The organism is Enterovibrio calviensis DSM 14347 (genome assembly GCF_000621165.1).
Taxonomy (GTDB): domain Bacteria; phylum Pseudomonadota; class Gammaproteobacteria; order Enterobacterales; family Vibrionaceae; genus Enterovibrio; species Enterovibrio calviensis.
Genome location: NZ_JHZA01000009.1, coordinates 209,462 through 229,016 on the forward strand (window position 1 = coordinate 209,462; position 19,555 = coordinate 229,016).

General features: G+C 47.8%; 18 protein-coding genes. 14 read left to right on the top strand and 4 right to left on the bottom strand.

Annotated features, from left to right (window positions below; translation table 11 throughout):
- The first annotated feature begins 249 nt into the window (after positions 1–249).
- The 13 genes from Q365_RS0109485 to Q365_RS0109545 all read left to right on the top strand — a co-directional run bounded on the left by Q365_RS0109485 (position 250) and on the right by Q365_RS0109545 (position 10,830).
- Positions 250–1,212, top strand: coding sequence for a calcium/sodium antiporter (locus Q365_RS0109485; RefSeq protein ID WP_028023123.1), 963 nt, complete (start codon positions 250–252; stop codon positions 1,210–1,212).
- Between the two features lie 11 nt (positions 1,213–1,223).
- A complete protein-coding gene (locus tag Q365_RS0109490) occupies positions 1,224–2,192 on the top strand; it encodes a KpsF/GutQ family sugar-phosphate isomerase (RefSeq protein ID WP_028023124.1) in 969 nt (322 codons plus the stop codon).
- Complete coding sequence (gene kdsC / locus Q365_RS0109495; protein WP_028023125.1) at positions 2,192–2,743, top strand: 3-deoxy-manno-octulosonate-8-phosphatase KdsC; 552 nt, start codon at positions 2,192–2,194, stop codon at positions 2,741–2,743. Before Q365_RS0109490 ends, kdsC begins: the two co-directional genes overlap by 1 nt.
- Positions 2,740–3,306, top strand: coding sequence for an LPS export ABC transporter periplasmic protein LptC (lptC, locus tag Q365_RS0109500; protein WP_028023126.1), 567 nt, complete (start codon positions 2,740–2,742; stop codon positions 3,304–3,306). The genes kdsC and lptC overlap by 4 nt, the downstream gene beginning before the upstream one ends.
- A complete protein-coding gene (gene lptA / locus Q365_RS0109505; RefSeq protein WP_028023127.1) occupies positions 3,287–3,796 on the top strand; it encodes a lipopolysaccharide transport periplasmic protein LptA in 510 nt (169 codons plus the stop codon). Before lptC ends, lptA begins: the two co-directional genes overlap by 20 nt.
- 6 nt (positions 3,797–3,802) lie before the next feature.
- Complete coding sequence (gene lptB / locus Q365_RS0109510) at positions 3,803–4,528, top strand: LPS export ABC transporter ATP-binding protein (RefSeq protein ID WP_028023128.1); 726 nt, start codon at positions 3,803–3,805, stop codon at positions 4,526–4,528.
- 75 nt (positions 4,529–4,603) lie between these two features.
- Positions 4,604–6,079: an RNA polymerase factor sigma-54 gene (locus tag Q365_RS0109515; RefSeq protein ID WP_028023129.1), complete on the top strand. Its 1,476-nt coding sequence runs from the start codon at positions 4,604–4,606 to the stop codon at positions 6,077–6,079.
- A 25-nt stretch (positions 6,080–6,104) separates the two neighbouring features.
- Positions 6,105–6,392 carry a ribosome hibernation promoting factor gene (hpf, locus tag Q365_RS0109520; protein ID WP_028023130.1) on the top strand — a complete coding sequence of 96 codons (288 nt, stop codon included), beginning with the start codon at positions 6,105–6,107 and terminating at the stop codon, positions 6,390–6,392.
- A gap of 2 nt (positions 6,393–6,394) precedes the next feature.
- Entirely contained in the window at positions 6,395–6,838 is a 444-nt protein-coding gene (gene ptsN, locus Q365_RS0109525) for a PTS IIA-like nitrogen regulatory protein PtsN (protein ID WP_028023131.1), read from the top strand.
- A 17-nt stretch (positions 6,839–6,855) separates the two neighbouring features.
- Complete coding sequence (gene rapZ / locus Q365_RS0109530) at positions 6,856–7,707, top strand: RNase adapter RapZ (protein WP_028023132.1); 852 nt, start codon at positions 6,856–6,858, stop codon at positions 7,705–7,707.
- The gene (locus Q365_RS0109535; RefSeq protein WP_028023133.1) at positions 7,704–7,979 is read left to right on the top strand and encodes an HPr family phosphocarrier protein; all 276 of its coding nucleotides are present in this window, start codon (positions 7,704–7,706) and stop codon (positions 7,977–7,979) included. Before rapZ ends, Q365_RS0109535 begins: the two co-directional genes overlap by 4 nt.
- A gap of 131 nt (positions 7,980–8,110) precedes the next feature.
- Positions 8,111–9,478, top strand: coding sequence for a magnesium transporter (gene mgtE / locus Q365_RS0109540; protein WP_028023134.1), 1,368 nt, complete (start codon positions 8,111–8,113; stop codon positions 9,476–9,478).
- 299 nt (positions 9,479–9,777) lie between these two features.
- Entirely contained in the window at positions 9,778–10,830 is a 1,053-nt protein-coding gene (locus tag Q365_RS0109545; protein WP_028023135.1) for an acyltransferase, read from the top strand.
- A gap of 155 nt (positions 10,831–10,985) precedes the next feature.
- Here the strand turns inward: Q365_RS0109545 and pmbA are convergent, their stop codons facing one another.
- The gene (gene pmbA, locus Q365_RS0109550; RefSeq protein ID WP_028023136.1) at positions 10,986–12,326 is read right to left on the bottom strand and encodes a metalloprotease PmbA; all 1,341 of its coding nucleotides are present in this window, start codon (positions 12,324–12,326) and stop codon (positions 10,986–10,988) included.
- A 317-nt stretch (positions 12,327–12,643) separates the two neighbouring features.
- On the opposite strand from pmbA, the gene yjgA reads away from it, so the two are divergent.
- The gene (yjgA, locus tag Q365_RS0109555) at positions 12,644–13,174 is read left to right on the top strand and encodes a ribosome biogenesis factor YjgA (RefSeq protein WP_028023137.1); all 531 of its coding nucleotides are present in this window, start codon (positions 12,644–12,646) and stop codon (positions 13,172–13,174) included.
- Between the two features lie 101 nt (positions 13,175–13,275).
- Here the strand turns inward: yjgA and tldD are convergent, their stop codons facing one another.
- From tldD to Q365_RS0109570, 3 genes are all read right to left on the bottom strand, one after another.
- On the bottom strand, positions 13,276–14,721 hold the full coding sequence (gene tldD, locus Q365_RS0109560; protein WP_028023138.1) for a metalloprotease TldD: 1,446 nt from the start codon (positions 14,719–14,721) through the stop codon (positions 13,276–13,278).
- Between the two features lie 82 nt (positions 14,722–14,803).
- Complete coding sequence (locus tag Q365_RS0109565; RefSeq protein ID WP_028023139.1) at positions 14,804–15,622, bottom strand: carbon-nitrogen hydrolase family protein; 819 nt, start codon at positions 15,620–15,622, stop codon at positions 14,804–14,806.
- Positions 15,622–19,509 (bottom strand): YhdP family protein, encoded by a 3,888-nt coding sequence (locus Q365_RS0109570; protein ID WP_028023140.1) that lies wholly within the window; start codon positions 19,507–19,509, stop codon positions 15,622–15,624. Before Q365_RS0109570 ends, Q365_RS0109565 begins: the two co-directional genes overlap by 1 nt.
- Positions 19,510–19,555: the final 46 nt, after the last annotated feature.

Below are 19,555 nucleotides of genomic sequence, written 5' to 3' on the forward strand. Positions count from 1 at the left end.
ACCTTATTGAACAGAGATCACTCAACCAGTTAGGGTAGATAATTCCAGCACCAAACGCGTGATTTGGAACGCATTTTCAACCGTTTTTGTGATCTACAGTAGCTTAATAGAACCACGTATTCTTCTTCACTATCCTCTCAAGTCATAAACCAGTCGCAACTATCATGCCGTTTCCCTTCACATTTACTCAATTAGCAGTCAAAATTACTTTTTTGATTCTTCCGCTGTATCTCTATCAAAGGTAATAAAATGTTTGAAGCGACCGCCATTCTCGTCGTTGGCTTGTGTTTGTTGGTATGGAGTGCCGACCGACTTGTCTACGGTGCTGCCGCTCTAGCTCGTAATGTTGGGATCTCACCGCTTGTTATCGGTATGACCATTCTAGCGATGGGTAGTTCAGCCCCAGAAATGGTGGTATCGGCAACCGCTGCGTTGAGCGGCAAAACTGACACCGCTGTAGGTAACGTGCTCGGTTCAAACATTGCTAACATTGCACTTATCTTGGGTGTCACTGCGCTGATCAAACCGCTTGCGATAAGTTCAGGAATTCTTCGTCGCGAACTCCCACTGATGATGGGCGTTACCGTTATTGCTGGCGCAATGCTGTGGGACAATTACCTTGGCTTCTATGAAGGCATTACGTTAGTGGTTCTATTTGTCCTCTTCCTCCTCATTATGATGAAGTTTGGTAAAGAGAGTGACAACGAAGACCCGATGCTAAACGAGCAAGAAGCTGAAATTCCTAAAGGCGTCAGTAATATGTCTGCAGCCATTTGGGTCGTCATTGGCTTGGTGCTTCTGATTTTCAGTGCAGACATGGTCGTTGGTTCCGCCGTAACAATTGCCAAATCCTTCGGCATGAGCGACTTAGTTATCGGCCTTACGATTGTGGCCATTGGCACAAGCCTTCCTGAACTCGCGGCATCCGTTGCGGGTGTTTTGAAAGGTGAAGACGATTTAGCGGTCGGTAACATTATCGGCTCAAACATCTTCAATATTTTGGCCGTCATGGGCATTCCCGCACTGCTTGCACCATCAAGCCTGAATCCTTTGGCGATGAGTCGCGATTTCTATGTCATGCTTGCGTTATCTGTTCTGCTTTTCTTGTTTGCTGCGGGTCGAAACCGAACCATCAAGCGCTGGGAAGGTATTGCACTGCTAGTCTGCTTTGTGGGCTACCAAGGCTTTCTATTCACTAACATCGCATCCTGATCGGATTATCTATGACTGACTTTGATTTTCGCCAGGCCGGCATTACAACGTTAAACATTGAACTTGATGCGATTGCTCAGCTTGAGCAATACATCAACCAAGATTTCGAGCAAGCATGCCAACTCATCCAGCAAGCGACCGGAAAGGTCGTGGTGATGGGGATGGGGAAATCGGGTCACATTGGTAATAAGATTGCGGCGACGCTGGCTAGCACGGGCACGCCGTCGTTTTTTGTTCACCCCGGAGAAGCCAGTCACGGTGATTTAGGGATGATCGAGAAAGGCGATGTGGTCTTGGCCATTTCAAACTCAGGTGAAGCGTCTGAAATCATCACCTTACTTCCCGTAGTCAAACGCCGCGGGATCACGCTGATCACCATGACAGGCAACCCATCATCGACCATGGCACGTCTAGCGCAGGTTAATCTGTGTATCAAAGTGCCAAAAGAAGCTTGCCCTATCGGACTTGCACCTACATCAAGTACAACAGCCACACTGGTCATGGGTGATGCGCTAGCTATCGCTCTCATGCAGGCCAAGGGCTTCACCGCTGATGATTTTGCACTATCCCATCCAGGTGGCGCGTTAGGACGAAAATTACTACTGCGCATTTCCGATGTCATGCATTCAGGCGATAAGCTGCCAGTTGTCTCACCTGATGACACTGTTCGAGACGCATTGCTAGAGATCTCAGCGAAAGGACTAGGTATGGCAGCCATCGTCGAGCATGATGGTACCTTGAGCGGTATCTTCACAGACGGTGATTTGCGTCGCCTACTCGACCAGCGCCTTGATCTACACACCACCCTAATTGGCGATGTCATGGGCAAGAACCCAACGTCCGTCAGTGCGGACTTGCTCGCGGCCGAAGGGCTAAAGCAAATGGAAGAAAGAAAAATCAACGGACTACTGGTCACAGAAGATTCACGTCTTATCGGTGCACTCAACATGCATGATCTTCTTAAAGCAGGTGTTATGTAATGCAAACTGAAACGCTATATGGCCCAGTTCCTACTGAGATTGTCGAGCGATCGGCATCGGTGAAACTGCTTATCTGCGATGTAGATGGCGTGTTCTCTGATGGTCGCATCTACATGGGTAATGATGGCGAAGAACTAAAAGCTTTCCACACTCGTGATGGCTATGGCATTAAGTCGCTGATGGCGGCCGGTGTCGAAATTGCCATCATCACTGGGCGTAAATCCGCTATCGTTGAGCGAAGAATGTCAGCGCTTGGCATCAATCACATCTATCAAGGTCAAGACGATAAAGCGTCGGCTTACCAAGACCTTGTGGCGAAATTGGGCATCCCTGCGGAACACACCGCGTATATTGGTGACGATCTCATTGATTGGGCGGTCATGTCTCAAGTCGGTGTATCCTTTTGCGTTCAAGATGGTCATCCACTACTTGCACAACGTGCAAGTTGGGTAACGCGCACACCAGGTGGCTATGGCGCAGTGCGAGAGGTCTGTGATCTGATTCTTGAGGCGCGTGGTGAACTCGATGCGCACAAAGGGCTTAGCATATGACACTGCAACGTTTAGGTGTGGTGATCTTGCTTGCTGTGTGCGGTTATGCAGGCTATTACCTGCTCAACCAGCACTACTGGCAAGATGAAGTACAAATTACACCTGATGCGGAAAAACCCCTGTTCACTGCAGAGAACGTCAAATCGACATCCTATACAGAACAAGGTATTCGCAGCTACACATTGGATTCAACACATCTCGAGCATTATCAACAACTAGACGAAACCCACTTCAATGAACCCGTACTATGGACCTATAGTAACGGCACAGAAGAAGAATGGCGTATGAGTTCTGAGTTCGCCATTCTTGAGAATAACCATATTCTGGTGATGACAGGTCGTGTAAGGATCTTTAACCTGTTGCCAGATGCACAAATTAAAGTTGTCACTACTGAGAAACTTACCCTCGATCTTTCGTCTCGTGATTTCTGGTCAGACACAGAGACTGAAATCACAGGAACGGGATTACAAACTCGAGGCCTCAGGGCAAAAGGCAATTTTGGCTCCCATCAGATGGAACTGATTGAACAAGTGAAGAGCAGGTATGAAACAAAAACGAACTAAATTCTTTGCCATCTTGCTAATGCTGGTTTCAAGTAACGCACTAGCTTTGTCAACAGACGCTGAGCAGCCTATTTACATTGATTCTGACTCGCAAAATCTCGACATGACCACCAATACGGTTATTTTTACGGGGAATGTCTACCTACGTCAGGGCTCAATTCGCCTAAACGCAGATAAAGTGGTTGTCACTCGACCTTCGGGCGAAGAAGGCGCAGAGATCATCGACGCGTATGGCAAACCTGCGACGTTTGAGCAGACCATGGATGACGGCAAAAAGATCAACGGTGAAGCGTTTGATCTTCGCTACGAAACCATCAAAAGCTTTTTGACCATGACAAATAAAGCGGTATTGACCCAAGAAGGCGGGAATCAGGTTGAAGGTCAGAAGATCACCTACAACATTGAGAAACAGCTTCTCGTTGCAGAAAGTGATGAAAGCAGCCGAGTGACAACGGTTTTACAACCACAAACCAAACAAGATAAGAACTAACTCTGAATGGCCATACTAACCGCTAAAAATCTCGCGAAAAGCTACAACGGACGCAAAGTGGTCACTGACGTAAGCCTAGAAGTAAAGTCTGGTGAAATAGTCGGTCTACTCGGGCCAAATGGTGCAGGTAAAACCACCTCTTTCTACATGATCGTCGGTCTCGTCGCTCGCGATGAAGGTACCATTCAGATAGATGATTTGGATATCAGCATTCAACCCATGCATAACCGTTCTCGCATGGGTATCGGCTACTTACCTCAAGAAGCGTCTATTTTCCGCAAGCTCAGTGTTTACGACAATCTAATGGCCGTACTTGAGACACGCTCTGACCTATCAAAAGAAGAGAAACAGGATAAAGCTGAGGACTTGCTCGACGAGTTCAACATTCAGCATATTCGCAACAACATGGGTATGTCATTGTCAGGTGGTGAGCGTCGACGTGTCGAAATTGCACGAGCGCTAGCCGCAAATCCAAAGTTTATTCTACTGGATGAACCGTTTGCCGGTGTTGACCCGATCTCGGTTATCGATATCAAGAAAATCATTGAACATCTTCGCGATCGTGGTTTGGGAGTATTAATTACCGATCATAACGTTCGTGAAACACTCAGTGTCTGTGAGCACGCCTATATTGTGAGTCAAGGCCACTTGATTGCGCACGGTACTCCTGATGAAGTGCTCAACGATGAGCATGTAAAACGAGTCTATCTAGGCGACCAGTTCAGACTATAGTTATAAGAGTTCGGTTGGCGAACGACCAAATAGATACGCACTGACAAAATAATTAGGAAAGGTGCCAGAATCACTATGAAACCCTCGCTTCAGCTAAAGCTTGGCCAACAACTTGCGATGACGCCACAATTGCAGCAGGCAATCCGCCTTTTGCAATTGTCGACGCTCGATCTGCAACAAGAAATCCAGGAAGCGTTGGAAGCTAACCCTCTCCTAGAGCAGGATGAATCAACAGATAACGCTGATGGAGAGAGTGATCAGGCGTATGACGGTGATGACAACGTCAGTGCATCCGCTGAAAGCAAGCAAGACACCTTAGACAGCTCTGATGCCATGGAGCAGCACGAGATGCCAGAAGATCTTCCCGTCGATACAACATGGGATGATATGTACAGCGCTAACACGGGCAGTACCGGAATCGCGCTCGGTGATGATATTCCGGTGTATCAGGGAGAAACCACAGAAACCCTTTATGATTACCTGATGTGGCAAGTTCAGCTCACTCCGTTTACGGAAGTCGACCTTGCCATTGCCACCGCCATCATTGATGCAGTCGATGACAAAGGGTATCTCACCGTCACCAGTGAAGACATTCTCGAAAGTATGGGTGCGGAAGACGATGACATTGAACTCGACGAAGTCGAAGCCGTCCTAAAACGCGTTCAGCAGTTTGACCCTCTCGGTGTTGCATCTCGCTCCTTACAAGAATGCTTGTTGATTCAACTCGCCGCATTTGCCGAAGATACGCCTTGGCTTGCCGAAGCGCGCATGGTGCTGAAAGAGCACATGAACTCGTTGGCGAATCGTGACTTCAGACAAATCATGAAAGAAAGCAAACTTCGTGAGCCTGAACTCAAAGAAGTCATGCAACTGATCCATACCCTTGAGCCTCGCCCTGGTAACCTCATTGTGACCAATGAGGCCGAATATGTGATTCCCGATGTGTCCGTGCTTAAAGATCGCGGAAAGTGGGTCGTCAACATCAACCCTGATAGCGTGCCACGTCTCAAGGTAAATCAACAATACGCCGCATTGACCAAGAACGGTTGTAGCGCAGCAGATAGCCAGTTTATCCGCAGCCATTTGCAAGACGCTAAGTGGCTAATAAAAAGCTTAGAAAGCCGAAATGAAACCTTACTAAAAGTTGCGCGTTGTATTGTCGAACATCAACAAGACTTTTTTGAATACGGCGAAGAAGCGATGAAGCCCATGGTATTGAACGACATCGCTATGGCTGTGGAAATGCACGAATCGACAATATCTCGGGTTACCACCCAAAAATACATGCATACCCCACGGGGTATCTTTGAACTGAAATACTTCTTCTCGAGCCATGTCAGCACAGACAATGGCGGTGAATGCAGCTCTACGGCAATTCGCGCTCTGGTCAAGAAGTTGGTTGCAGCCGAAAATCAGGCTAAGCCACTCAGCGACAGCAAGATTGCCACACTGTTGGCGGAACAAGGGATTCAGGTAGCACGGCGAACCATCGCTAAATATCGAGAATCTCTGGGTATTTCCCCGTCAAATCAGCGTAAACGCCTCATTTAGGCGTCCAATCAAAAGGAAGATGTTTATGCAAATCAATCTCACCGGTCACCACGTAGAGATCACCGACGCCCTTAGGGAATATGTGACAACCAAGTTTGATAAGCTGGAACGATTTTTTGATCACATCAATAACGTTCACGTCGTACTTAACGTCGAAAAACTCCAACAGATTGCTGAAGCGACCCTGCATGTAAACAATGGCGAGATATTCGCAAAAGCAGATTCAGAGAACATGTACGCAGCCATCGACTCGCTGACAGACAAGCTGATAAAGCAATTAAATAAACATAAAGAAAAGATGAATCACCATTAATCATGGAACTTAAAGAAGTACTCAATTTGGACTGCACCAAAAGTGCAGTCCTTTGTTCAAGTAAGAAACGTGCACTTGAACTTATCAGCGAACTCGCTGCGTCTAAATTGGATCAAAACCCACAGAAACTCTTTGAGTGCATGCTGGGCAGAGAGAAGATGGGAAGTACGGGTATAGGGAATGGGATAGCCATTCCCCATGGCCGTATTTTCAACAGCGACCATGCTGTCGGCGTATTAATCCAATGTGAAGAGCCCATTGAATTCGACGCCATTGACAACCAGCCTGTGGATTTGTTGTTTGCGCTTCTCGTCCCTGACGACCAGTGTAAAGAGCATTTAAAGACCTTGTCTCTGATTGCTCAAAAGCTGGGTGACAAGCAGGTCTGCCGTCAGTTACGTCATGCAAGCTCAGATCAAGAGCTTTACGACATCATCACTGGATAACACCACAGGGACACATCATGCAGTTAAAAATCGTCAGTGGTCGTTCAGGGTCAGGAAAATCTGTTGCGCTTCGTGTGCTAGAAGATCTTGGCTACTACTGCGTTGATAACCTTCCTGTTGACCTACTGCCTCAGTTTGTTGCGGCTCAAAATGGCGACGACAGCTTAATCGCCGTCAGCATTGATATCCGCAATATGCCAGCCGATCCAGAAGAAATCACGCAAACACTGGCAAAACTGCCTGCTGATGTGGATGTCGATATCTTCTTTCTTGATGCGGATGACAACGAACTCATCAAGCGCTTTAGCGAAACAAGACGCTTACATCCATTGTCACGAAACAACCTCTCTCTTGAGCAAGCCATCTGCCAAGAAAAGCGGTTATTAACCCCGTTAAAAGAGCGCGCTGATAAAGTCATCAATACTTCCAAGCATTCCATCCATGATCTCAGTGAAGCCGTTCGCGCACTGGTGCTAGGCCGAACTAATCGCGATTTAGTCATGGTCTTCGAATCATTTGGTTTTAAGCATGGATTGCCATCAGATGCAGACTTTGTGTTTGATGTTCGCTTTCTGCCAAACCCACATTGGGAACCTGCTCTTCGCCCTCTGACTGGCCTCGATGAACCCGTTAAAATGTTTCTCGCCGCACAGCAAGACGTCGCAATGCTCATCGCTCAAGTCAAAAGCTTCCTTGAGTCTTGGCTCCCTTCTCTCGAAAAAAATAACCGCAGCTACCTCACCGTCGCCATTGGTTGCACGGGAGGCCAGCATCGTTCCGTCTACATCGCGCAATTCCTTGCGGACTATTTCGCCGCCCACCATCACCAAGTACAAATACGACACCGCACGCTTGAAGGGAATATATGACACAAGTCAGTAAAGAAGTTTTGATCCGAAATCGACTCGGTCTTCATGCACGCGCAGCGGTAAAACTGGTGGAAATGGCGCAGAGCTATGATGCAGAAGTGATGATTTCCAAAGATGATCAAACGGTCACCGCTGACAGCGTAATGGCCATTTTACTGCTCGACTCCAGTCAAGGTGAGCAAATCATCGTATCCGCTGAAGGCCAGCAAGCGCAGCAAGCACTAGACGCGGTGACTGGATTAATCGAAGCCGGATTTGATGAAGAAAACTAATGAAAGATCTCATCGTAAACTTCGCCTCAACGCTTAGCATTGCTTCTTGCCAACAAAACGAAAAAGACAGCCCTCTCAGATTGCGTTAATATTCATGTCATTGCGCTACTCGCCGTTACACGGATATATCCATGGCAGAGAATTACGAAGTAGAACCATCCAGCCAGACCCATCAAACCTTACAGGAAGTTAGCCGCGCCCTCGAAAACGGTATGTTTGTCCACGTTCGCCGAATGCTGGAAGACATGGAACCCGAGGATATCGCACATCTTCTTGAGGCCTCTCCACCAAAGAGCCGTTTAGTTCTTTGGCAATTGACCGACCCTGAAGAACAAGGCGAGATCCTCGAAGAGCTTTCAGAAGATGTGAAAGATGGGATCATGGTGCGTATGCAGCCTGAGCAGCTTGCTGCTGCCACAGAAGGCATGGACACCGATGATGTTGCGTATCTACTGCGAAGCTTGCCAGACCGCGTCTCTCAAGACGTTCTGGCGCAAATGGATATCCAAGACCGAGATCGTGTTCAACAAGCGCTAGCGTATCCAGAAGATACCGCGGGCGGCATGATGAACACCGACGTGGTGACCATTCGTTCCGACGTCACCGTGGATGTTGTATTGCGCTATCTGCGCATGAAAGGCGAGTTGCCGGAAGCGACCGATACCCTGTATGTGGTTGATGAAAATAGTCGTCTTATTGGCTCTCTTCCTATTACTGCGTTGATCACCTCACAACCAGACACAGAGATCCTCGACATCATGGAAGACGCTGATGAAGCGATTCCAGTGGACATGGATGACAGCGATATCGCCAGCCTCTTTGAACGACGTAACTGGGTATCAGCACCCGTTGTGGATGAAGAGCAACATCTGGTTGGACGTATCACTATCGATGACGTGGTTGATATCATCCGTGAAGACGCAGAACACTCAATGATGAGTATGGCGGGTTTGGACGATGAAGAAGATACCTTCGCGCCCGTCCTCAAATCTGCACGCAGCCGAAGCGTTTGGCTCGGCGCTAACGTGCTCGCAGCCCTTGCCGCGGCTTCAGTTTCCAACTTATTCGAAAACACGCTGGACCAAATGGCGGCCATTGCCGTTCTGATGACTATCGTCCCATCAATGGGTGGCGTAGCAGGTAACCAAACCGTGGCTTTGGTGATCCGTGGTTTAGCTGTAGGCCATATCGGTGACTCCAACACCCGCTGGCTGTTAAACAAAGAAGCGCTGGTTGGCCTACTTAATGGTGTCATCTGGGCGTGTATTATTGGTGGCGTTGTCGTGTTGTGGAAAGGGAGCTGGATGCTGGGCGCGATCATTGCCGCAGCGATGCTCACCAACCTAGTGATCGCAGGCATTGCAGGTGTGACTGTACCTATTTTACTCAAGAAAATGAAAATTGACCCCGCCCTTGCCGGTGGGATGGCACTGACCACCATTACGGATATGGTCGGCCTTTCCGTCTTCCTTGGATTGGCAACACTGTTTTTAGTGTGATGCGTTCAAAGTCGAAACAAAGAACCTCCCTCGGGAGGTTTTTTTATGCCCTAGTTCATCCTAATGACACAAGACTTTGGCTTTATACCCAAGCAACCTGAAGATGCAGGATTCAGGTTGCTTGGGTATATAAGGAGCGGTTTGCATCGCTGCGAACCCATTCTAATGGTTCAGACAATACGCCCAACATCTTCAAGGTTTTAAGCATCCTATCTTATCTGGACAATCAAAAGTTAGACACTATTCTTAATGCAGTAAAAGTAGAATAAACGGTCAGAATATTGGTACAGGAGTTAATAATGTTCTTGCAATCCATCCATAATTATCGGGCCGTCGCTATTATTGCTATCGTCATGAGTCATTCATACGTTTATGGCCTTGAGGATACAACGGGATTTGTTACGGTTTTAAAGAACATTCTAACTGGCGGAACCGCTCTTTTTGTTTTCATCTCCGGCTACATGTTTCATCATATCTTTTATAAAAGGTATAAATATAAGTCCTTCATGAAAGGGAAATTCGAAAGAATTATCGTTCCCTACTTAATCCTTACCACCTGCGCTATCACCCTTGTCTATGTTATCAAGTCTGGTTTTTTCTCTCCTGATGCAGATTTTCATAGGATTGTTTTTTTCTCACCCGAAGACAGTACCTTTGCAACGACTATCAAGTATTACCTGACAGGGCGGATGCTTACTGCTTACTGGTATATCCCGTTTGCGGTACTTCTTTTTCTCGCGTCGCCTCTTCATTTCAAATTCATACAACTACCAAAGCGCACTCAGATTATTTTAATTGCTATTTTCTCTGCAATATCACTCTTTGTTCATCGCTCTTACGAAAACATTAACCCTATTCAAATGCTGGTTTATTTTACGCCATTCTATTTGGTCGGCATTTACATTTCCTTATACCGAGAGGAAGTAAATAAGCACTGTGGCATGAAAGCAACCGTGTTTTTGATTATGGCTTTGGCACTTGCCTTCTATCAGTATGTTTTAGGGCATGAAGGCAGTTATTCAAAGGATGTTTTCGAATACGGCGGCATTGACATTATGTTTATACAGAAAATGTTTTTATCAATCGGGTTGTATTTTTTATTGGAAACGTTTGTTTTTAAAACCAAGCTAACAGACCTCATTTCCGATACAAGCTTCGCTATATTTTTCATTCACCCTTGGGTGCTAACAACCATCAAAAGGCTTCCATTTTTAGATCATCCAGAATCAACAAACATTCCGTATTATCTGATCACTTGCTTTGTTGTCATTGCTTTGAGCGTATTAATATCCATCGCCCTCAACAAAATACTGACAGGGAAGGTCAAGTCTCGCTACATCATCGGATATTAAAATTCCGGTACGTTTAACACAAAAAAGCCACCCATGATGGGTGGCTTTCTATACCCAAATAACTTGAAGATGCAGGATTCAGGTTATTTGGGTATGTTTGGGTGGCACTTTCAGCGTCACCACAATGACTGGCAGTTACACATCAAAAATTAACGTTACTCGCCACCCACTTTCATTGATTCAATTAGAATCGAACCAGTCTGGATTTGGCTACGGTACTCAGTATCAGCACCTACGGCCACAATCTGCTTGTACATATCAGTGAGGTTACCTGCGATAGTAATTTCACTGACTGGGTATTGGATTTCGCCATTCTCAACCCAGAAACCAGCCGCACCGCGAGAGTAATCACCCGTTACCGAGTTCACACCTTGCCCCATCAACTCGGTCACATACAAGCCCGTGCCCAACTCTTTCAGCATTTGAGCGAAAGATTGACCCGTGTTACCCACAAACCAGTTATGAATACCACCAGCATGACCGGTTGGCTGCATACCTAGCTTGCGTGCCGCGTAGCTGGTCGCGAGATACGTCTGAAGCACACCATCAGTAATGATATCGAGATCTTTGGTGATCATGCCTTCGCTATCAAAAGGCGCACTCGCCATGCCTTTCAGCAGGTGCGGGCGCTCATAAATTGAAAACCATTCAGGCAAGATCTGATGGCCCAATTTATCTAGCAAGAATGACGATTTACGGTAAAGGCTTGAACCGCTGATCCCCATCACGAGGTGACCTAACAATCCCGTCGCCACATCAGCCGAGAACATCACTGGCACTGTACGTGTGGTTAAACGGCGAGGCTCCATACGATCAATCGTGCGCTGGGCGGCTTCAATACCGACTTTCTCGGGGAGCCACAGCTCATTTTTGTCACGTGATACGGAATAGCTGTAATCACGTTCCATGCCCTTGCTGTCTTCCGCAATCACACTGCAACTGATGCTGTGGCGACTTGATGCGTAGCTGCCTAACATGCCATGGCTGTTACCATAAACACGCACACCATAGTGGCTATCGTAGCTCGCGCCGTCGCTGAATTTGATACGTTTGTCATAGTCGAGCGCAGCACGCTCAGCCATTATCGCTTTTTCAGCGGCATGATCAGGTTCTGGCTCATCAGGGTAGAACAAATCCAGATCGGGATAATCGTAGGCCATCAATTCCGCGGGAGCGGGACCAGAGAACGGGTCTTCTGACGTGTAGTTGGCAATATCCAACGCAGCAGCAACAGTTTGTGCAATGGCTTTTTCAGACAGATCCGACGTTGATGCACTGCCTTTACGCTGACCACGATAGACCGTGATTCCCAGTGCACCATCGCTGTTAAACTCGACGCTTTCCACTTCGCACATACGAGTGGCAACGCTGATCCCCGTGGTTTTGGTGATCGCGACTTCAGCGGCATCTGCTTTCTTACCCGCCAATTCTAAAGCGCGGGTAACCGCGGCTTCTAATTCAGCACGTTGCTGAGCAACCTGTTGTTTCACGTCCATAAAGTCTTAAATTGATGTGTGTTACCAATAAGCATACCATTCGAAGCCATTAGCGTACTTATAAAACGCCTGCAAAATTCGACTTTATTGAACATATCCATGCGATTCTAGCGCCCTAATCGCGCGACCTGCCCCTTCAACGACTGCAGATTCATGATGAAAGACCTGAGTCGAGTAACCCTCTAGGGAGCCTAGCACTCTCATATCAAGGGTTGTGACAAAATATTCGATACGTTTAAGCGCTAAGAATGAGCGAATATTTGATGATATTGGTATAAACTAAGGCGCTAAAGTAAGCGATAACCTCGGGAAAGATTATGGGCCGTAAGAACAAACGTGAGCCTTGGGAAGAGGAAGAAGAGATCATCTGGGTCAGTAAATCCGAGATGAAACGTGACATGGAAGCGTTGCAAAAGCTAGGTCAACAGCTTGTCGAACTTCGACCTTCTGTACTGGCCAAGTTTCCACTGGACGACGATATGCGCACTGCGGTTGTAGACGCGCAACGCTTTGAAAAAGAAGCCAGACGTCGCCAGTTGCAGCTGATTGGTAAAATGATGCGTACCCGCGACGTTGAACCAATTCAAGCCGCACTAGATCTTCTGCAGAACAAGCACAATCAACAAACGATCGAACTGCATAAGCTTGAGAAAATGCGCGATCGTGTCATTGAAAGCGGTGATGAAGCCATCAATGTTGTGATGGAAGCGCACCCAAATGCAGATCGTCAAAAACTTCGCCAGCTAGCGCGTCAGGCGAAGAAAGAGCAAGAAAGCAACAAACCACCTAAAGCCTCTCGTGAGATTTTCCAAATCCTGAGAGCACTCAAAGCGGAAGCTGGCGAGTAATTATTTTGGCGTAGCATCCCTAATATGCTGCTGCGACCCATAAAAAAACCGGGATATTCCCGGTTTTTTTATTTCAACTTCGTAGTGCTTAATGCGTCATTTCATTCCGTTCCGCCAACGGTCATTGCATCAATTTTCACCGTAGGTTGTCCAACCCCTACAGGAACACTTTGACCGGCTTTGCCACACACACCCACGCCGCGATCCAATTTAAGATCGTTACCCACCATGGAAATTTGCTGCATCGCTTCGATGCCACTGCCAATCAAGGTTGCACCTTTCACCGGTGTCGTCACTTTGCCGTTTTCAATCAGATACGCTTCACTGGTTGAGAACACAAATTTGCCTGAGGTAATGTCAACCTGACCACCACCTAAGTTTGGTGCAAACAAGCCATACTCAATACTGCTGATCATATCTTCTTGCGAACTTTGTCCACCTAACATGTAAGTATTGGTCATGCGAGGCATAGGAAGGTGAGCGTAAGATTCACGACGACCATTGCCCGTTGGCGCAACGCCCATCAAATGCGCATTATGCTTGTCCTGCATGTAGCCTTTTAAGATGCCGTTTTCAATCAATACATTGTATTGACCCGGAACACCTTCATCGTCAATGTTCAATGAACCACGTCTATCTTGTAGCGTGCCATCATCCACGATGGTGCAAAGCGTCGACGTCACTTGCTCACCAATTTGTCCGGTAAACACTGACGACTCTTTACGGTTAAAGTCACCTTCTAAACCATGACCAACAGCTTCATGAAGCAACACACCCGGCCAGCCAGCACCTAATACAACAGGCATAGTACCCGCAGGCGCTGCTTTCGCGTGTAAATTGACCAATGCTTGGCGCACGGCTTCATCGGCATAATGCATAGCAATGGTTTTGCCGTCTTCGTCCGACACAAAGTACTGATAGCCGAAGCGACCACCGCCGCCTGCAGCACCGCGCTCACGACGTCCATCCTTCTCCACCAGCACACTCACAGACATGCGCACCAGCGGGCGAACATCGGCTGCATACGTGCCATCGGTTGCGGCGATCAATACCTGCTCATACACACCGCTGATGCTCACAGACACTTCTTCAATCAATGGCTCTTTCGCGCGAAGGTAAACATCCACTTCTTTCAACAAAGCTATTTTGTCTTGCTTCGACATGCTCTGAAGCGGGTCAATAGCTTGGTAAATCATGGAATGAGCACGATTAGCAAACGCCGATACCTTAAGCTTTCCGCCTTTATCCGCAATGCCTCGCGCAGCTGTCGCACTCTGCATCAACGCATCAGCACTGATTTGGTCTGAATAAGCAAAACCTGTCTTTTCGCCGGTAATAGCACGCACACCCACACCGCGATCGATGTTGAATGAACCATCTTTAATGATGCTATCTTCCAAAACGAGCGACTCATGCCAGCATGACTGGAAATAGACATCGCCGTAATCAATGTTTCTAGCGGCCAAATGCTCCAGCGTTTGGCTGAGTTGATTTTTGCTTACACCCGATAGGTGAAGCATGGTTTCTTCGACGTGTTCCAGACTCATGGATAAATTGCTCTTTAGCGCTGAAAAAAGACATGTCCGGCAGCAAGTTCCACTGCCGGATGAATAATGAATTGAGGTTGCGCTATTTCATCACGCATTGCAACTGAGCATGCTGTAATACTGGCATTTTGCTACGTATTGCACTGTTAGACGCCAGATCGACATCAGACCATGCCGTACCAATTTTGTCGTTAAGCTGACACGCAACCTGCCCCCATGGATCGACAATCATCGAGTGCCCATATGTCTCGCGTCCACCTTGGTGCTCTCCGCATTGTGCGGCAGCTAGCACCCAACATTGGGTTTCAATTGCACGCGCACGAAGCAGCACTTCCCAATGCGCAGCCCCTGTCACTTTGGTAAAGGCCGCTGGCACCACAATGATGTCCGCGCCACGCTGGCGAAGTGCAGAGTAGAGTTGAGGGAAGCGGATGTCATAACAAATGGAGAGACCCAACGTACCAAACGGGGTATCGACCAGCGCTAAGTTTTCGCCAGCACGAAACGTATCAGACTCACGATAGCTGCGGTGGTTGTCCGCAATATCCACATCAAACATATGCAGCTTTTCGTAAGAAGCGCGCAAGTTCCCTGCGGCGTCATACACCAAACACGTGGTGCTCAAGGTGCCATCGTGATTACGGATTGGAAACGACCCCATCACAAGCCAAATGCCCAACTCAAACGCCACTTCTGACAAGCGCTTTTGCAATGGGCCATGCCCTAGCTCTTCGGCGTATTTTTCGTAGTCTTCTTTGCGACCGAAAACCAATGCGTTTTCAGGCGTGAGAATGAGGCGAGCGCCCTGAGAGCGTAAATGCCTGAGCTGACCTTCAAGTACATCAAGGTTTTCTTCAGCATTTATCCCCGAGTTCATCTGTACAACACCAAACTTGGTCATTACTCATTACTCCCTTTCTGCTCATTGCGCAGGCGTTCCGTTGCCTGTTCTGGCAAGGTCACTTCGCCTGTAATTCGCGATACTTCCCTGACAATGGGTTCATCAATGGATCCCGTAACCTGATAGCGAACTTGTGTAAATGCATCGACCACTGGAGAAAGCACGGTCGTCACCGCCAAAACATATAATGCGGTTTGGGGCGCGACGGCAAACGCGGTTAATATTGGGATGCCGGAGGTGAGATCAGGAATAAATCGCACTTCAGCATTCACCTGATTTTTCTCTAAATTCGCTATCCCTTTAATAAACATATCACCTGCTAGCGCTTTCATCTGGATATTATCCGTGACAATCACCCCGTTAGTGATTGAAGCACTACCACTGATCTCATCAAAAGCTAGACCATCCTCAAAGACGCCAGTGAAGTCGAGCTGCATTTTTCGTAAGATTGAATCCAAACTAAACAGGCCGAGCAAACGGCCCGCGCCCCCGACACCACTGACGTAGCCATCTTCAAGCCGCGTTTCCAGCGTGCCATTTAATGTGGTGATATTCATCGACCACGGTGCGCCGTCAAACGTCAAGTTACCACTCGTCTTGACACTGGCATCTTGAATCCCGCCTGTCACTGAAAAACGCCCCATTAAGTCACTACTGTTGTGACCTTGGATACCAAACGTCAAATGACTCTTATTGATCCCACCAGGCGTGATCTCCCAGCCGCCATTCGCGGTTAAGCGAGTGTTCCCACTGGCGAGTTTAAATTTCGACAAGGTGAGTTTTTGATCGGTTTTCAGCAACTGCGATTCAATACGCCCCACTCGGTAACCTTGCAGCCAAAGCTCGTCGATCACCAAATCTGTCGAAGGGATCTTCGACATCAAGACGCGATCAATATCTGTCGCCTCTCTTGCTGCGATAATGGGAGTTGATGCTTTTTCTTTGATGTCTTTTTCAATATCGACATTCAAAAATAAGTGCTCGATAGACACGGTCAGCAAGTTATCCTCATCCCACCACGCATCACCCGACAATTCCTCACTGCCTATCAGAATATGAAAACCGTCGCTTTTCCGTCGGGCCGCGAGTGAGAATTGGTTAAACGTAAGTTCGTCTGCCAACACTTTGCTCGCTTTCACATTCACTCTTGATGGCGGCGACATGTTGACGGGAAAGTCATGCTTCTGCCCCTCTTGGGCTAATTCATAGCGAGTAACAATGTCTTTCCACGCCATAACATCCAAAACGGGCACATCAACGCTGACAGCATCACCGGATAAAGGCTTAAGCGACAACTCTCCATTACCCACCACGGTGCGACTTCGAATGACTGTCGGTCTTTCACCACTGATATCGACATCGGCTTGATATTTAAGCTGAGGAAACTCAATTTGTCCCACTAAGCCTCGTTCATTCCCCGATGCCTTTAAGCGACCATGCTGTTCAACCGATAACGGTTTATTTAGCGGAGCAGGCAAATTGATATCGACGTGAGTCAAATCAGCATCCAGCAAAACATCGTAGGTAAATCCAATGTCTTTTAATGCAATATCGACCCCAAGGTCCCACGCTGAACGCCCTTCAATGAATTGAAGATCGGGCAGATCCAATGCCGCTTTTAGCTTGTCACCTTCCCATTTGCCATCAATATCAATATTGACCAAATAGTTCTCTGCTTCAGCTTCACCTTTGAAGCCGATATTGACGTGCTGATCAAGAAGCGTCGCATTGAGTTTTTGGGCCCACACTACATCGTTATCAAACGACATCGTTCCTGTCACGTTGTTCAGCTCGATCTTCGGGCTGGCAATGGCTACTTGGCTCCCATCTAGGGATGCTGAACCCTGCACACTCACATCATCGCCATTTAATGGAATCGAGAGGGAGATTTTACCCTCGATCTCGCCATTGACTTGCACATGGGTCAATGCCGCCCCGACAGAGTCCACAAGGGGTGTGGCCAACATGTATTCGTGCAAATCGTTGCCGTTAGACGCAATTTTTGCATCAATCAGCAACTGACCATTTTCATTGCTCAATGACGGAATTTCACCGTTAAGGTCATAGCCTCTCGCCGCCATCAAACCCACATTACTGGCATCTAAATACAGGCTGTCATTTTGGAACAATAGGTTGAGGTCTAGCTCAGTCAGCATTGGCCATTGCGTGTCAAAACTGAACTTCGCATCTTTTAGCGGCACATAGGCTTGAAACGTACCTTCATGCTCAGGGTAAGGGAAGGTGTTGAAGTCACCATACCAAACTAACTTAGCATGATCAGCGCGGCCGCCTCGAATGGCTGACGACAAGTAATCAGTCAGCTCATACCCCAATGCCAATGTGGGTAAATAGCGCCATGTCTCGCCAGCATTCTTCGCGTTAGCTTCGGCATAAAACGATAACCAACTGCTCCCTTCAAAGGGAATATCGAGTCGAAACTCACCCACGACACTCAGATCAGGCGATCGCACCGCAACATTGTCAGACCACACCACCACACGCTCATCGGTGTAATCCCAATAGGCGGTCACATCACCTTGTTCTATGGGTAACGGCGCTTGGAAAAATTCGCCGTAAGGCAAGGTGTCATCTTGCAGCGCCAATGTAGCTTTACCGTTCGTTCCCACTCCCGCCAGTGATACATGGAGTTTGTGTACTTCAGGCAGATAGCTCCAATGCTGGAATGCGACTTCATCGAGTTCAACAGAGTAAGCAACGTCTGATGCTTTCGATTTGGCGACACGAATATCTGAGGCGTTACCCGACAATGACAGTGACGTCAGTGCATGCTCGACGTCATCAGGAATAACCAGCATCTCCCGCAGTGGCAACAGCAAAGATAAGTCCAATGCCGCCAAGTTCACCGCCCAAGCATCATCAGCAATATCAGCTCGTAACTTGGGTTCTGGCCACAAAACTTTACCGGTTTTAATGGCAAGATTTTCGGTGGCAATCCGCCAGCTTTTCTCTCCCGCACGCTCCAGCAGAATTTGGCCTCGACGGATCGAAACAGATTGTGAAGTATCTTGCGTTTGGAGGGTCGGTGCTTTGGCTCCCCAAGCAATGACACTGTCGGTCAAGCTCACCAGTGCCGTTTTCGGCATGCCATTTTCTACCGTCAGCCACGCTTGCCCTGCGACTTTCGCTTTAGACAAAACCACATCCGGATTGATGAATTTGGCGATCCAGGCTCTTAGCGATACATCCTCAGCATTAAGATAAAAATCACCACTTAGCGAAGCGAGCCCATCGTTTTCAGTGAATACACCGCGAATATCGACTTGATTGAGCGACGTCCCCTCAACGCTCACCACACCTTGGACGCGATGCTCGCTCGCTTGATTGTCCCAACGCAGTGATTCGATATTGATGGTTTTCCGCTCATCAGATGGCGACAACACGGTGACGCTCGCATCATGGATCGCAAACTGTCCAAGGCCGACTAAAAACAAATTTTCTAGCTGAGTCGCTAAACTGCCGCTTTTGTCTGATGCGGTATTTCGTTCCGGAAGTTGAGTGAGATCGACCGCTAAACCGTCAATACTGACATTGGTGAACGTGGGCTCTCGGCGCTGAAGACTGGCCAACAGGTCGAACTGCATTTCAATGCTTGTAGCAGACAGCACTTGTTGTTCGCCCTCGTTGGTTGAGAGCGTGAAATCATGGAGGGAGAGCGAAGGCAGAAGATAACGCCAGTGCCCTTGAAAGGTAGAGAATTCAACATGAAACCCACTTTCTTTACTTGCCCAACGTTGAAGTGGCGCTTTCGCGGCATCCAAGTTGGGAAGTACTAGGCGCATTGAAGCTGTCACAACTGCGGCGGTCACCAGAACGATAACCACCAACCACGTAACAATTCCAGCCAGTCGCTGGGCGATTCTTACCATTTAACTATATTCATCATCAAGCTACATACACCACGCCAAAATCAGC